We start from the raw sequence: 16421 nt of genomic DNA on the forward strand, positions 1-16421 counted from the left end.
CTGAGTGAGAATACAGTTTTAAATGTGAAAAACCGGATGAAATTGTAGGAAAGTGGTTAGATTAAGTATTTTTTTACTGACAAACAACCATTTATTATCTTTGTTATAAATATTAATCAAATGGTGACTTAACCTTCAAGGTAGTAAGCGGTATAATCCAGCAATTTTTATTATATTGAGCCGATTATGAAGTTAGTACGTGGTATACATAATATTCGCGCATATCATCATGGTTGTGTGTTGACTATTGGCAATTTTGATGCTGTTCATCGAGGGCATCAGGCATTATTGAAACATTTAAAACAACAGAGTCAGCGTCTCGGGCTGCCAACGATGGTCATGATTTTTGAACCTCAACCATTGGAGTTTTTTTTGGGCGCAAATGCGCCAGCACGTTTAACGCGTTTACGTGATAAGATAAAATACTTTACCGAATATGGCGTTGATTATTTACTGTGTGTTAAATTTAATCCAATATTTGCTTCATTGACACCGCAGGCTTTTGTTTCACAATTGCTGGTGGAAAAATTGGGGGTTAAATTTTTGGCGATAGGTGATGATTTTCGTTTTGGCAAAGATAGACAGGGTGATTTTAAATATCTTCGTGAGGCAGGAAAACAATATGGTTTTGAAGTGGCCAATACTGAAAGTTTTTGTGACGCCGGCCAGCGAGTTAGTAGTACGGCTGTCAGGCAAGCACTATTAAGTGATAATCTTACCCTTGCTGAGAATCTTATGGGACACCCCTACCGATTGAGTGGTCGAGTGGTACATGGTCGCCAGCTTGGTAGTGCGATCGGTTTCCCAACCGCGAATATACCATTTAAATGTTTAGTTATGCCTGTTAAAGGCGTTTATGTGGTAGAAGTATATGGATTAGCCGATCACCCTTTGCAGGCAGTGGCAAATATTGGCACACGCCCAACCGTGAATGGGGTTGATCAGCAAATTGAAGTTCATTTAATAGATGTGCATATGGATATATATGGACGTCATATTGATGTTGTATTGCGTAAAAAATTGCGTAACGAGCAGCGACTTGCTTCTATTGATGAATTAAGACAGCAAATCGGTAAGGATATAATGGCTGCGAGACAATTCTTCCAGTCGTCATAATTTAGATATTTAGCAGAAAATTGGAACTGAGAATTTAGATGAGTGACTATAAAAATACCCTGAATTTACCGGAAACAGGGTTCCCTATGCGCGGTTATCTCGCTAAACGAGAACCACAAATGTTAGCCCGTTGGTATAAAGAAGGTTTGTACCAAGCTATTCGCCAGGCCAAAACAGGCAAACAGATGTTTATATTGCATGATGGTCCTCCTTATGCAAACGGTAGTCTTCATATTGGTCACTCAGTTAATAAAATTCTCAAAGATATTATCATTAAATCTAAAGGACTGGCCGGATTTGATTCGCCATATATTCCTGGTTGGGATTGCCACGGTTTGCCAATTGAACATAAAGTTGAACAAATTATCGGTAAACCCGGTGACAAGGTTTCTGCAGCTGTTTTTCGTGAAGAATGTCGCAAATATGCCAAAGAACAAATTGAGGGCCAGAAAGCTGATTTTATCAGAATGGGCGTACTTGGTGATTGGGAACAGCCTTATTTAACCATGGATTTTAGTACCGAAGCCAATATTATTCGTGCGTTAGGTAAAGCGATTGAAAATGGCCACTTAGTGAAAGGTGCTAAACCGGTTCATTGGTGTACTGCTTGCGGTTCTTCCTTAGCGGAAGCGGAAGTTGAATATTATGATAAATCATCACCTTCCATTGATGTACGCTTTAGCGCGGTGGATGCTAACGCTGTTTATAGTAAATTTGACGTAAAATCGTCGGCTTTGCCGGTTTCAGCCGTGATCTGGACGACCACACCTTGGACGTTACCCGCCAACCGTGCGATTGCGGTTAACGCTGATTTTGAATATCAATTAGTGAAAGTCAATAATAATGAATGTTTAATTTTGGCAAAATCACTGGTTGAAACAGTAATGCAGCGTATTGCAGCAACAGAGTGGCAAATTTTAGCACAATGTAATGGCTCTGAATTGGAATTACTGCGCTTTCATCACCCATTTATGAATTTCGATGTGCCTGTTATTTTAGGTGATCACGTTACTTTAGACGCGGGTACCGGGATTGTACATACGGCACCAGGCCATGGTCCGGATGATTATATTGTTGGGCAGAAATATAAACTTGAAATAGCAAATCCCGTCGGTCCAAATGGGTGTTATTTACATAATACTTATCCTGGTTTGGACGGTGTTTTTGTATTTAAAGCAAATGAATTAATTATCGAACTTTTAGCGGCAAAAGGGGCATTGCTACATAAAGAAATATTACAGCATAGTTATCCTTGTTGCTGGCGGCATAAGACACCGGTTATTTTTCGTGCTACACCTCAGTGGTTTGTTAGTATGGAAAAAAATGGTTTACGTGAACAATCGCTAAAAGAGATTAACGGGGTTAAATGGATCCCAGATTGGGGACAAAGCCGGATTGAATCTATGGTTGCAAATCGTCCAGATTGGTGTATTTCTCGTCAGCGCACCTGGGGTATGCCGATGGCATTATTTGTGCATAAGCAGACAGAACAATTACATCCACGGACGTTAGAATTGATTGAAGAAGTCGCTAAACATGTTGAAAAAGCAGGTATCCAGGCGTGGTGGGATCTTGACCCCGTTGCCCTATTAGGAAGTGATGCAGCTGATTATGTTAAAGTCCCGGATACGCTTGATGTCTGGTTTGATTCTGGTTCTACACACTATGCGGTTGTAGATGTTCGCCCTGAATTTAAAGGCCATTCTGCTGATTTATATTTGGAAGGCTCTGATCAACATCGTGGTTGGTTTATGTCGTCTCTAATGCTATCAACTGCGATGAAAGGAAAAGCGCCTTATCGAGAAGTATTAACCCACGGTTTTACGGTTGATGGACAAGGCCGTAAAATGTCAAAATCTTTGGGTAATACCATTAGCCCACAAGACGTCATGAATGATTTAGGGGCTGATATTCTGAGGCTATGGGTTGCTTCAACCGATTATACTAGTGAGATTGCTGTTTCAAATGAGATTTTAAAACGTTCTACCGACAGCTATCGGCGTATTCGTAATACAGCACGCTTTTTATTAGCCAATTTGAACGGTTTTGATCCTGCTTCACATCAAGTTAAACCAGAAGATATGGTGATATTAGATCGCTGGGCAGTAGGGCGGGCGAAAGCCGCTCAAGCGGAAATCGCTATGCATTATGCTAATTATGATTTTCATGCAGTCGTTCAGCGTTTGATGCAGTTTTGTTCAGTTGAAATGGGTTCTTTCTATTTAGATATTATAAAAGATCGTCAATATACGGCAAAAAGTGATAGCTTGGCACGTCGTAGTTGTCAGACAGCCTTATTTCATATCATAGAGGCCTTGGTACGCTGGATTGCGCCGATCCTTTCTTTTACGGCCGATGAAATTTGGCAGCAATTGCCTGCTAGACAGAGCAAATATGTCTTTACTGATGAATATTATGCTGACTTGTTTGGCTTGGATGTTAATGAAACGCTTAATGATGAATTTTGGAATAAGTTATTAATTATCCGTAGTGAGGTTAATAAAGTTCTCGAACAAGCGCGTGCAGACAAACTTATCCGTAGCTCGTTGGAGGCCGCAGTGATTTTATATGCTGATACAGAACTGGCTGAAATACTTAATCGTTTAGGTGATGAGTTACGTTTTGTATTGTTAACTTCGCAAGCTAAAGTAATTGATATTAGCCAAGCCCCAGTTCAGGCACAGAATAGTGAACTGAGTGGATTGAAAATTGCTCTCCAGCAGGCGGAAGGTGATAAATGTCCTCGTTGTTGGCATTATGCAACGGATATTGGTCGGGAGGCGGAGTATGCAGAATTATGCAGCCGCTGTGTTACTAATGTAGCCGGTAACGGTGAAATACGTAAGTTTGCCTAATGAAAAATCCTATTTGCTCTACTGGCTTACGCTGGTTATGGTTAACGGTTGTGATATTAATTGTTGATCTTGGTAGTAAGCAACTCATTTTGAATAATTTTCAATTATATGAGTCGATACCATTAATGCCTTATTTCAATTTGGCTTATGCTCAAAACCCTGGTGCAGCATTTAGTTTTCTAGCTGATAAAGGGGGATGGCAGCGTTGGTTCTTTGCCTTGGTTGCGATTGTCATTTGTGTGGTGCTTATCGTAATGATGTATCGCCAAAGCGTGAATAAAAAATTGAGTAATATTGCTTATGCATTAGTTATTGGTGGAGCACTAGGGAATTTGTGCGACCGCTTAGTCCATGGCTTCGTAGTTGACTTTATTGATTTTTATGTTGGTGACTGGCATTGGCCAACATTTAACATTGCGGATATGGCGATTTGTCTTGGTGCGACACTCATCATTCTTGACAGTTTCATCAATACAGATAAAAAAGCGAGTGGGTCTTAGATTATCGTTCGTTTACGTTGATAACAGGTTGATTTATTTTTAACAGTGGGTTTTTATTGTCATGTTAACCTTAGTACAAGCAAATAGTGCCGTGTTGCTGCATTTCACGATCAAACTTGAGGATGGTTCAATTGCTGATTCAACCTATAATCAGGATAAACCGGCACTTTTTCGCCTTGGCGATAAAAGCCTATCGCGAGCACTTGAAAAACAATTAATTGGTTTAAGTGTTGGTGAAAAAAAGACATTTACTTTAGGCGGAGAGGACGTTTTTGGTAAACCAAACCCAGATATGATCCAATACTTTATGCCAAAAGATTTTATTCAGGTCGGTATACCTGAAGTCGGTGCCATCATATTATTTACCACGATAAATGGCAGTGAAATGCCAGGGATCGTAACAGCAGTGACGGAAGAGTCTATCACTGTTGATTTTAATCACCCGTTAGCGGCTCAGAATATCATTTTTAACATTGAAGTGTTGGAAATTGACCCGAAATGGGAGGAATCAAATGCAAATATTGCTGGCTAACCCTCGGGGTTTCTGTGCAGGTGTTGATCGGGCAATTAGTATTGTTGATAGAGCACTGGCGCTTTATGGTGCGCCGATTTATGTTCGTCATGAAGTTGTTCATAACCGTTATGTGGTTGACAATTTACGGCAACGTGGTGCGATTTTTATTGAACAAATCTCTGAAGTCCCTGATGGTGCTATTTTGATCTTTTCTGCTCATGGTGTCTCTCAAGCAATTCGACAGGAAGCTAAGCAACGTCATCTGACCATGTTATTTGATGCAACTTGTCCATTGGTGACTAAAGTGCACATGGAAGTTGCGCGTGCCAGTCGTAAAGGTAAAGAAGCGATTTTAATTGGTCATGTTGGGCATCCTGAAGTAGAAGGCACAATGGGGCAATATAATAATCCGGCTGGAGGTATGTATCTGGTTGAATCGCCGGAGGATGTCTGGAAATTACAAGTAAAAGATGAAAATAACCTCTGTTTTATGACCCAGACTACCTTATCGGTTGATGATACTGCTCATGTTATTGACGCGCTAAATACTCGTTTTCCAAATATTATCGGGCCGCGTAAAGATGATATCTGTTATGCGACAACCAATCGTCAGGAAGCAGCGCGTGAATTAGCTAATAAGGCTGATATTGTACTAGTTGTCGGCTCTAAAAATTCTTCTAATTCCAATCGTCTTGCTGAATTGGCTCAAAGAGCAGGCAAGCCGGGCTACCTGATTGACTCTGCTGATGATATTCAAGAACATTGGCTGGAAAATATGCAGATTATTGGTCTTACTGCTGGCGCATCTGCACCAGATATTCTTGTTCGTCAGGTTATTGAACGCTTAATGGTTTTAGGTGCCAGTGAAATGATCGAACTTGCTGGTCATGAAGAAAATATTGTTTTTGAAGTACCAAAAGAGCTACGTGTTGAAATCAAGCAAATATAATAATAGCTATTTGGGCATTTTATTAAATGAATTTTTTAGCGCAGCAATTTATCTATTAATTAAGCCAACTCTAATGGCTTTTTTTGTCACTGACGGTTGCTGTATGCGTTAAGCTAGGATGATTGTTAACCTTATCGAACTCAGGATACTTAATCTGCTTTTAATCAAGAGAGATAAACATGACTAATTCAGATATTCGTGTTGCCATCGTTGGTGCGGGTGGCCGCATGGGACGTGAACTAATTAAAGCAGTTTCACAACAGAATGGCGTTGTTTTAGGGGCTGTGTTAGAAAGAAAAGGTTCAAGTATAGTAGGTACTGATGCTGGTGAATTAGTCGGTATTGGCGGTTTAAATGTTATAATTAGTGATGATCTAATTAATGTTTTAGATAAATTTGATATTTTGATCGATTTTACCCGTCCCGAAGGTACGCAATATTACCTGTCAGTTTGTAAAAAATATGCCAAAGCGATGATTATTGGCACTACAGGTTTTAATGAAACTGAACAGAAGTCGATTGAAGAAGCGGCGAAAACGATCCCTATTGTATTAGCAGCCAATTTTAGTGTTGGCGTTAATTTGATGTTGAAGTTATTAGAAAAAGCCGCAAAAGTGATGGGCGAATATAGTGATATTGAAATTATTGAAGCTCATCACAGGCATAAAGTCGATGCGCCTTCAGGAACAGCTTTAGCAATGGGTGATGTTATTGCCAAGTCAATTGGCCGTGATTTAAAAGATTGTGCAGTGTATGGTCGCCAAGGTATTACTGGTGAAAGAGAAAATAACAGCATTGGCTTTGCAACGATTAGAGCTGGCGATATTGTTGGCGAGCATACGGCGATTTTTGCTGATATAGGTGAAAGAATAGAGATAACTCATAAAGCATCAAGTCGGATGACGTTTGCAAATGGGGCTGTGAAGGCCTGTTTGTGGTTAAAAGGAAAAAAAAGTGGTTTATATAGCATGAAAGATGTATTAAATTTAGAAAATATTTAATTTTTTATATATCTATCTATTTGATAAATAAAGGTTAATTTTAAGATCGTGATTTTTTTGGCGGTTATTAAGTTTTTTATTTGATAACTTTTATTTCTATTATTTAAAATAAAAATTTTATTGATTTAAGATGATTTTTTGCGCATTTACTATAATGAAATTTATCTAAACCATACTTTTACAATTATCATGCTATGCAATCGATTATTTTGCTAAGATAATTTATCATTTTACTAGTTACATTGATTTTTCATTATAAATTAACTAAAAAAGTAATAAAAAATTATTTTTTACTAGACAATCACTCTTCTCATCATTAGATTGCGCGCAATTTGCCAAAAATTTGCTTAAATTCCATTTTGGCACGAATTTATTGGCTTACGCATGAATAAATATGCTCAATAAATGTTTTTTTATTCTCCTGGAGGGTATTTTGATTAAGCCAGCTATATTGGTTCTGGAAGACGGAACCCAGTTTCATGGTCATTCCATTGGGGCTGAAGGAATTGTTGTTGGAGAAGTAGTTTTTAATACATCAATAACTGGATATCAAGAAATCCTCACTGATCCTTCCTACTCCCGCCAAATTGTTACACTTACTTATCCCCATATTGGAAACACAGGAATTAACCCAGATGATGAAGAGTCCGCCATCATTCATGCTCAAGGGCTTGTTATACGTGATTTACCGTTAATTTATAGTAACTTTCGTGGAAAAGAGAGTTTATCTGATTATTTAAAACGCCATAAAACAGTCGCCATTGCTGATATTGATAGCCGTAAGCTTACGCGGCTATTAAGGGAAAAAGGCGCGCAAAATGGTTGCATTATTACTGGTGAAAATTTAGACATCGATTTAGCATTAGAAAAAATTAAATTATTTGGTGGAATAAAAGGGCTGGATTTAGCTAAAGAAGTTACTACTAAAGACATTTATACTTGGCAGCAACAGAGTTGGCATCTTGGTGCCGATGGATTATCGGCTACTAAGGCACGCGAGCAACTGCCTTATCATGTCGTTGCTTATGATTGTGGTGTTAAACGAAATATTTTACGTTTACTCGTTGATCGTGGCTGCTATTTGACGGTTGTGCCAGCAACAACAGCGGCTGATGAAGTATTAAAAATGGCACCTGATGGCATTTTTCTTTCTAATGGTCCGGGTGATCCAGCAGCCTGTGATTATGCAATTAAAGCAATTAAACAGTTTTTAACAACAGAAATACCTATTTTTGGTATTTGCTTAGGTCATCAATTACTGGCATTAGCCAGTGGGGCTGATACCGTTAAAATGAAATTTGGCCACCATGGTGGTAACCATCCAGTAAAAGATTTAGTTAATAATCGCGTTATGATCACTGCACAAAATCACGGTTTTGCAGTCGATGAAGCAACCTTATCTGACAAATTGCGCGTGACCCATAAATCACTGTTTGATGGAAGTTTACAAGGCATACATCATACCGAGAAGCCTGTATTTGGATTTCAAGGGCATCCCGAAGCAAGTCCAGGCCCTAAAGATGCAGAACCCCTATTTGATTATTTTATTGAATTGATTAAAAAATATCGTCAAACAAATTTAGATACTCAAGTTGATTGATCAGGAGCGAAAAATGGCGAAGCGGACAGATATCAAAAGCATCCTGATTTTAGGTGCAGGTCCAATTGTTATTGGCCAAGCTTGTGAATTTGATTATTCAGGTGCACAAGCGTGTAAAGCACTACGAGAAGAGGGTTATCGAGTTATTTTAGTTAATTCCAATCCGGCGATAATCATGACGGATCCGGATCTAGCTGATGCGACTTATATTGAGCCAATTCAGTGGGAAATGGTACGCAAAATTATTGAAAAAGAACGTCCTGATGCGATTTTGCCTACGATGGGAGGGCAAACTGCTTTAAACTGTGCTTTAGAATTAGAGCGTAAAGGCGTATTGAAAGAATTTGCTGTTACCATGATTGGCGCAACGGCTGATGCAATTGATAAGGCAGAAGATCGTCAGCGATTTGATAAAGCAATGAAGAAAATCGGCCTTGAAACAGCACGTTCAGGAATTGCTCATTCCCTGGAAGAAGCGTTAGACGTAGTAGCAAAAGTAGGTTTCCCATGTATTATTCGCCCTTCATTTACCATGGGCGGCTCGGGTGGTGGTATTGCATACAACCGTGAAGAGTTTGAAGATATTTGTCTGACAGGTTTAGATCTTTCACCGACCAACGAATTATTGATAGATGAATCGCTGATTGGTTGGAAAGAGTATGAAATGGAAGTGGTGCGTGACAAAAATGATAATTGCATCATTATCTGTTCTATTGAAAATGTCGATGCAATGGGGATCCATACGGGAGATTCTATCACTGTCGCACCCGCTCAAACATTAACTGATAAAGAATATCAAATCATGCGCAATGCATCGATGGCAGTGTTGCGAGAAATTGGTGTAGAAACTGGTGGTTCAAATGTTCAATTTGCCGTTAATCCTAAAACTGGCCGCTTAATTGTTATTGAAATGAATCCACGAGTATCACGTTCTTCGGCCTTGGCATCTAAAGCAACCGGTTTTCCTATTGCTAAGGTTGCAGCAAAACTTGCCGTAGGTTATACACTTGATGAATTAATGAATGATATTACCGGAGGACGGACACCTGCTTCTTTTGAACCTTCTATTGATTATGTCGTGACTAAGATCCCACGCTTTAACTTTGAAAAATTTCCGGGTAGTAATGATCGTCTGACAACACAGATGAAATCTGTTGGTGAAGTAATGGCTATTGGGCGAACTTTTCAAGAATCAATGCAAAAAGCATTGCGTGGATTAGAAGTTGCCGCAACGGGTTTTGATCCTAAAGTAGATTTGGATGAATTCGACTCGTTAACAAAAATTCGCCGTGAATTGAAAGATGCTGGTGCTGAACGTATCTGGTATATAGCCGATGCTTTCCGCGCAGGTATGTCTGTGGATGGTGTATTTAATCTAACCAATATTGATCGTTGGTTCTTGGTACAAATTGAAGAGCTTGTTCGTTTAGAAGAGAAAGTTACTGAATTTGGCATTAATGGCTTATCAGCAGAATTCTTGCGGCTATCGAAACGAAAAGGGTTTGCTGATATTCGTTTGGCTAAATTAGTCGGTGTTTCTGAAGCTGAAATCCGTAAATTACGCAAAAATTATAAACTGCATCCTGTTTTTAAGCGAGTTGATACTTGTGCAGCAGAGTTTGCTACAGATACCGCTTATCTCTATTCCACTTATGAAGATGAATGTGAAGCCAACCCTGACAATAGCAAATCTAAGATTATGGTACTCGGTGGTGGACCAAACCGTATTGGTCAAGGAATAGAGTTTGATTATTGCTGTGTTCATGCTGCGTTGGCGTTACGTGAAGATGGCTATCAGACAATAATGGTAAACTGTAATCCTGAAACGGTTTCTACTGATTATGATACATCTGATCGTCTTTATTTCGAACCAGTAACGTTAGAAGATGTATTAGAAATAGTCAGGGTCGAACAACCTGAAGGTGTAATTGTGCAGTATGGTGGCCAGACACCTTTAAAATTGGCGCTTGCCTTAGAAGAAGCGGGGGTTCCAATTATTGGCACTAGCCCGGATGCGATTGATCGCGCTGAAGATCGAGAACGTTTTCAACAAGCAGTGGCCCGTTTAGGACTTAAGCAACCAGAAAACGCCACGGTTACGACAATTGAACAGGCTATAGAAAAGGCTCACAGTATTGGTTATCCATTAGTTGTACGTCCTTCCTATGTTTTAGGCGGGCGAGCAATGGAAATTGTTTATGATGAAACTGATTTACGTCGGTACTTTCAGACCGCGGTAAGGGTTTCCAATGATGCACCAGTATTGCTCGATCATTTCCTGGATGATGCCATTGAGGTTGATGTAGATGCCATTTGTGATGGGGAAACCGTATTAATTGGTGGTATTATGGAGCATATTGAACAGGCGGGCGTTCACTCTGGTGATTCGGCCTGTTCCTTGCCACCTTATACCTTGAGTCAGAATATACAAAATGTCATGCGTGAACAGGTAAAAGAACTGGCCTTTGAACTACGCGTTCGAGGATTAGTGAATGTTCAATTTGCGGTTAAAGATAATGACGTCTATTTAATCGAGGTGAATCCCCGTGCTGCGCGTACAGTGCCTTTTGTATCAAAAGCAACAGGAATACCACTGGCAAAAGTAGCCGCTCGTGTCATGGTCGGGCAATCCTTAGCTAAACAGGGTGTAACGAAAGAAATTATCCCACCTTATTATTCGGTAAAAGAAGTCGTATTACCATTTAATAAATTCCCTGGTGTTGATCCTATTTTAGGGCCAGAAATGCGTTCCACCGGTGAAGTTATGGGTATTGGTCGCACTTTTGCCGAAGCATTTGCTAAAGCTATGTTTGGTTGTTCTTCTACTATGAAAAAATCTGGCCGCGCATTACTTTCAGTAAGAGAGAATGATAAAGCCAAGGTTGTTGATTTAGCGGCTAAATTAATTGCGCATGGTTTTGAGTTAGATGCAACTCATGGTACCGCAATTGTACTGGGTGAGGGCGGAATTAACCCGCGTTTAGTTAATAAAGTGCATGAGGGACGGCCTCATATTCAGGATAGAATAAAAAATGGTGAATACAGTTATATTGTCAATACTACCGCGGGCCGTCGTGCAATAGAAGATTCTAAGCTGATTCGTCGTAGTGCATTACAATATAAAGTAAATTATGATACCACTATCAATGGCGGTTTTGCGACCGCGATCTCTCTCAATGCTGATCCTACAGAGCAGGTTATATCTGTCCAAGAGATGCATAAAATGATCCAGCATTAACTATTACTGACTATTTGAAATGGCCTGTTTAACCGGGCCATTTTCTTATTCTGGGCGAATAAAATCCATAATATTTAACTGCTTTTTTTATGTTTCCAATATACGACAAGTGAGCCGATAAATCCGCTAATGAGTAGCAGTATCGGTAAAAATATTAAAATATTCATAACGATATTCTCATGGCGTTTTATAAAAGGAATTTGATTTATTGCGTAACCCAGAGAAACAATGATCCCAATCCATAATAGGCCGCTAAGCCAATTGAATAATTGAAAGCGCCGGTGGCTTAAAGTCGAAAGTCCTGCTAAAACTGGCAATAGTGTTCGCACAAAAGCTAAAAAACGACCGATCAAAAGCGCATACAAGCCTTGGTTGTTAAATAATCGGTTTGCACGATCGTGATACTCTTGTGGGATCTGTTTTAACCATTGTTTTACTAAATGGGTATCACTAAGCCAGCGTCCTTGTAAAAAACCTAACCAGCAACCTAAGCTAGCAGCAATAGTTAAAATAATAATTGTGGGAATAAAAGAAAGAACACCTTTTGCAATCAAAGCACCGGAAAGAATAAGCAACGTATCTCCTGGCAGAAATGCGGCAGGAAGAATACCGTTTTCTAATATAATAATGGTAAAAAGTACAGCATAAATAATCCATAAAATATTGGGATTATTTAGTTTAGCAAAATCATGATGCCAAATTGCCATCACGATCTCATTGAGAACTTGCATAGCTTACCCTGTTAGGAACAACCAAATGAAAAATCGATATAGTTGCCAGTTTACCTTAAAAAACTGAATTATGTTGGATTTATTCAAGCGTTAAGTATAAAAGCCAGTTAGATAAAAAATGTTTATTTGAGATAAGGAAGTATTAAAAATGGCAAATATCTGTTGCGATTATCAGTTATTAGAACAAGTCAAATTGCAGCAAAACTTATTGATAGCAGTTAAATAAATAAAAAATTCATCAAATAGTAATGATAATTACTATCAAATGATTTAATGTCTGGTATGATCACTCAGTTTTTCATAATGTAAGCGTGGTAAATCAAAATTTACTACCGATAGACTAGCTGGCATAAGTTATGATCAGCTAAAAGGATCACATTAAATAACCGAAGAGTGATAGCCAACTGATGCGTAAATTGATAGCTTCTATTTTATTGGCAATGAGTTTGATAAATATAACATTCGCCGAGACAAATCCGGCAGGTCTGTCTGAGCAGTTTCAGCCTGTTAATACACCTAATCAGCAAGATATATCCACTACAAATCAAATCCAAACGACTTCAGCTAATGAAGAGCAATCGAGCGAGAAACAGCTTGCTGCGAAAAAAAATTTAGTGAGTCTACAGCTGGAGCCTAATTTATTAACCGCACAAGGAGGATTTGATCAAGATCTTTCGATTTGGAGTATGTATCAGCATGCTGACATGGTTGTAAAGGTAGTAATGCTAGGATTAATTGTTGCTTCAATCATTACCTGGGCACTGTTTTTCTCAAAAGGCATCGAATTGATTGGAGCATACCGACAGCTACGAAAAGAACAGCAAAAATTATCTAAAGTAAAATCACTCGATGATGCGGTAGAAATTGCTGTAACATTTAAAAAAACTAGTGTTACTAGAAAATTATATGATGAAGTCGTGGCAGAAAAAACATTATCAGCTGGCAGTCATGATTTAAATGGAACCAAAGATCGCGCCAGTTTTCGCCTTGAAAGAGTGGTTGCTTCAATTAGTCGTTACATGGGACGAGGTAATGGTTATTTAGCAACTATAGGGGCAATTTCTCCCTTTATCGGTTTATTCGGTACGGTTTGGGGAATTATGAATAGCTTTATTGGTATAGCCCATTCTCAGACGACAAATTTAGCAGTTGTTGCGCCTGGTATAGCAGAAGCTTTGTTAGCCACAGCAATAGGGCTGGTAGCTGCGATACCGGCGGTGGTTATTTATAATTTATTCGCACGCATGATTAATACTTACCGTGGTCAACTGGGTGATGTAGCTGCTCAAGCGACGGTATTATTAGGTAGAGATTTGGATTTAGCTGATAGTAAAAAAGAAAGGTAAGTGCTTATGGCGATCCGTTTAAACGATGATTTAAATGATAATGGTGAAATGCATGAAATTAATGTTACACCATTTATTGATGTAATGTTGGTTTTACTGATTATCTTCATGGTTGCTGCACCTTTAGCGACAGTAGATATTAAAGTTGATTTACCGGCTTCTGCAGCTAAACCCCAACCTAGACCGGAAAAACCGTTATTTTTGACAGTGAAAGCGAATGGTCAAATGTATGTTGGAGAGCAAAATGTCTCTCAAGAACAATTGGCATCAGCATTGGATCTAATAACCGGTACAAATAAAGAGACCACTATTTTTTTTCAAGCAGATAAAACAGTAGATTATGAAAGGATAATGGATGTAATGAACTTATTACGTAAATCTGGCTATCTTAAAGTGGGATTAGTTGGCATGGAAATGTCACAGAGTACAAAATAGAGTATTGCTAATAATGTCAAAGCTGGGTAATTAAATACCCAGTATTTATTCAATTATGTTATTAATAAATCAATAGAGTTATATATTTTTATATTTCATATCCATGTTAGTTATATGGTTAATAAGTAATATAATTAATAATTCCAAATTTATTAATGTAGCAAAATAATAAACTATTAATTGAAGTTAAAATACCACAACAAAAAATTTACATTCATATTTTATATTATTTAAGGTTATTAATTTCATTTTTCTTAAGCTAATAAATGAGAAGTAAACATTAGCAATTTTTTATTCATATACTAGTTAAATTCTATTCATAATATATATAATTCTAATGAATGCACTAAGTAAGATCAGTTTAATGTACAGTATAATTACCTATAAAAAATAAGGTAATTTAATTGCGTTATAAATTGACAAAATAATTTAACAAAAAACACTTGCATCAAAATAGATTTTAATTATAGAATAATTATTATAAATATTAGATAATATATTATTAATACTGCGGATAATCACTATTGATAGTAGAATCTTTGTATTTATAAATCATTTGTGTAAATAATATAGTTATGTTTACAATAGATTTTATATCTAATTGTATTTATTAGCTAATTAATATAAGCATTTCCTAAGCTAGCTATGATTTACAGCTATTTTTTAGAAATTTTAATGGGCTGACTGTTTAATCACTACATACAGCAAAGTATATCAATAATATTTAACTATATTAGTATTAACGTTATCTAGCCAAGATAACGTTTTTTTTAATCTATTTAATATTTTCAATATAAAAATTGGTATATTCAATTCTCTGTTAAGTAAATAAGAAAAATTCTTATTTGCTTTTTAATATATTTATATTATTGATTTTAATAAAACTGCCGGCCTTATATAACTAAAACAGTTATTGCTATTATTTTTAGCGATAAAATCCTAATCTGAGAACCATAAATAATAATCTATATAGTTGGCAATTTTGTAATAAAAAATATATAAGTTATTACAAATAATTATATTTATTCATTTAAACAAGTAAAGGTATAGCGATATGAGTTTATTTATCATTCAGCCCATAAGGGGGAATTTACCTAGTCGATAAAATTAAATTGGCGATTAAAAATCGCCATTCCCAGTGATTTTAGTGCATTAACAAGCCAATTACATTAAGTATTCATTTCTGCACCTAAAGCATCAATTAGGCATTTTATCAACGCACTTATTTCGTTTGTCATCAAGATATAATCAGCATCAAAACATTGGGCAAAATCTGTTTTATCAATATCATCATTTTGTTCTTTTATTAGATCACTAAATTTTAGTCTTTTAACAGTTCCGTCGTCCGAAAGAATGAATTGAATACGCTCTTCCCATTCTAATGCTAATTTTGTTACCCGTTTTTTAGCTTCAATATGGGCAATAATTTCATCGCAGCATAAATCTTGTTTTTTACAACGGATCACGCCCTCTTCTTCAACAGGTGCTTTTAATTCAGCTTCGTCCAATAAACTAAAACCATTGGCTGGTTGGCCCGAGCGTACCCACTCAGTTAATGTCAGTTCGATCGGATTTTGATAACTTAAAGGAACAACTGGTAGCGAACCTAATGTTTTACGTAAAAAAGCCAGGTTATCTTCAGCACGCTTAGTACTGGCTGCATCTACGATAATCAGGTTATTGATTATATCTAACCAGATATAAGTATGACTGATTTTACTAAAAGCTCTGGGCAAAAGCGCATGAATTACTTCGTCTTTCAATGGATCTTTTTCGCTTTTTTTCAGTTTTCGCGCCTGAGCTGTTTCTAGTTTTTTAATTTTTGCTTGTAACTCTTGTTTGATAACTTGTACTGGCAACAGTTTTTCTTCTTTCTGTGCACAAAGTAGAATTTGATTATTAACCGAGTGTATTAGCGCTTCACTGTGAGGTCCCATCGGTGATGTCCAACCTATTTTCATCATATCTTGGCTTCCGCATGGGCTATAAGCCAGTGTGGCAAGTTGTTTTTCAAGCTTATCGACGGATAATGTAAATTCCCGATTTAAGCGGTAGATCATTAAATTTTTAAACCACATCTCAAGGCTTCCTCGCTATTCCATTTCAAAAAATCGTGGATATAATAACGGATCACAC

12 protein-coding genes are annotated in these 16421 nt (G+C 37.5%); 10 read left to right on the forward strand and 2 right to left on the reverse strand.

Annotation, left to right across the window (positions count from 1 at the left end; genetic code table 11):
- Positions 1 to 186 precede the first annotated feature (186 nt).
- The 8 genes from ribF (at position 187) to carB (ending at position 11773) form a co-directional block, all read left to right on the forward strand.
- Positions 187 to 1116 (forward strand): bifunctional riboflavin kinase/FAD synthetase, encoded by a 930-nt coding sequence (ribF, locus tag AACL31_RS09385; RefSeq protein WP_310511474.1) that lies wholly within the window; start codon positions 187 to 189, stop codon positions 1114 to 1116.
- Positions 1117 to 1154: 38 nt separating this feature from the next.
- Positions 1155 to 3971, forward strand: a complete 2817-nt coding sequence (gene ileS, locus AACL31_RS09390; RefSeq protein WP_310511475.1) for an isoleucine--tRNA ligase — start codon at positions 1155 to 1157, stop codon at positions 3969 to 3971.
- On the forward strand, positions 3971 to 4471 hold the full coding sequence (gene lspA, locus AACL31_RS09395; protein ID WP_310511476.1) for a signal peptidase II: 501 nt from the start codon (positions 3971 to 3973) through the stop codon (positions 4469 to 4471). Before ileS ends, lspA begins: the two co-directional genes overlap by 1 nt.
- A gap of 61 nt (positions 4472 to 4532) precedes the next feature.
- Positions 4533 to 5003, forward strand: a complete 471-nt coding sequence (fkpB, locus tag AACL31_RS09400) for an FKBP-type peptidyl-prolyl cis-trans isomerase (RefSeq protein ID WP_310510265.1) — start codon at positions 4533 to 4535, stop codon at positions 5001 to 5003.
- Positions 4984 to 5934: a 4-hydroxy-3-methylbut-2-enyl diphosphate reductase gene (gene ispH, locus AACL31_RS09405; protein WP_310511477.1), complete on the forward strand. Its 951-nt coding sequence runs from the start codon at positions 4984 to 4986 to the stop codon at positions 5932 to 5934. Before fkpB ends, ispH begins: the two co-directional genes overlap by 20 nt.
- Positions 5935 to 6113: 179 nt before the next feature.
- On the forward strand, positions 6114 to 6935 hold the full coding sequence (gene dapB / locus AACL31_RS09410) for a 4-hydroxy-tetrahydrodipicolinate reductase (protein WP_310511478.1): 822 nt from the start codon (positions 6114 to 6116) through the stop codon (positions 6933 to 6935).
- Positions 6936 to 7368: 433 nt separating this feature from the next.
- Positions 7369 to 8535, forward strand: a complete 1167-nt coding sequence (carA, locus tag AACL31_RS09415) for a glutamine-hydrolyzing carbamoyl-phosphate synthase small subunit (protein WP_310511479.1) — start codon at positions 7369 to 7371, stop codon at positions 8533 to 8535.
- Between the two features lie 13 nt (positions 8536 to 8548).
- Positions 8549 to 11773, forward strand: a complete 3225-nt coding sequence (gene carB / locus AACL31_RS09420) for a carbamoyl-phosphate synthase large subunit (protein ID WP_310511480.1) — start codon at positions 8549 to 8551, stop codon at positions 11771 to 11773.
- 74 nt (positions 11774 to 11847) lie between these two features.
- Here the strand turns inward: carB and AACL31_RS09425 are convergent, their stop codons facing one another.
- Complete coding sequence (locus tag AACL31_RS09425) at positions 11848 to 12504, reverse strand: DedA family protein (protein WP_032115093.1); 657 nt, start codon at positions 12502 to 12504, stop codon at positions 11848 to 11850.
- 407 nt (positions 12505 to 12911) lie between these two features.
- Here AACL31_RS09425 and exbB point away from each other — a divergent pair, with 407 nt between their 5' ends.
- Together exbB and exbD are read left to right on the forward strand one after the other, a co-directional pair.
- Entirely contained in the window at positions 12912 to 13850 is a 939-nt protein-coding gene (gene exbB / locus AACL31_RS09430) for a tonB-system energizer ExbB (protein ID WP_310511481.1), read from the forward strand.
- A 6-nt stretch (positions 13851 to 13856) separates the two neighbouring features.
- On the forward strand, positions 13857 to 14285 hold the full coding sequence (exbD, locus tag AACL31_RS09435) for a TonB system transport protein ExbD (RefSeq protein ID WP_310511482.1): 429 nt from the start codon (positions 13857 to 13859) through the stop codon (positions 14283 to 14285).
- A 1169-nt stretch (positions 14286 to 15454) separates the two neighbouring features.
- On the opposite strand, the gene rdgC is transcribed toward exbD, so the two are convergent.
- Positions 15455 to 16363 carry a recombination-associated protein RdgC gene (gene rdgC / locus AACL31_RS09440; RefSeq protein WP_310511483.1) on the reverse strand — a complete coding sequence of 303 codons (909 nt, stop codon included), beginning with the start codon at positions 16361 to 16363 and terminating at the stop codon, positions 15455 to 15457.
- Positions 16364 to 16421 lie beyond the last annotated feature (58 nt).

The organism is Arsenophonus endosymbiont of Crataerina pallida (assembly GCF_964020125.1).
Taxonomy (GTDB): domain Bacteria; phylum Pseudomonadota; class Gammaproteobacteria; order Enterobacterales; family Enterobacteriaceae; genus Arsenophonus; species Arsenophonus nilaparvatae.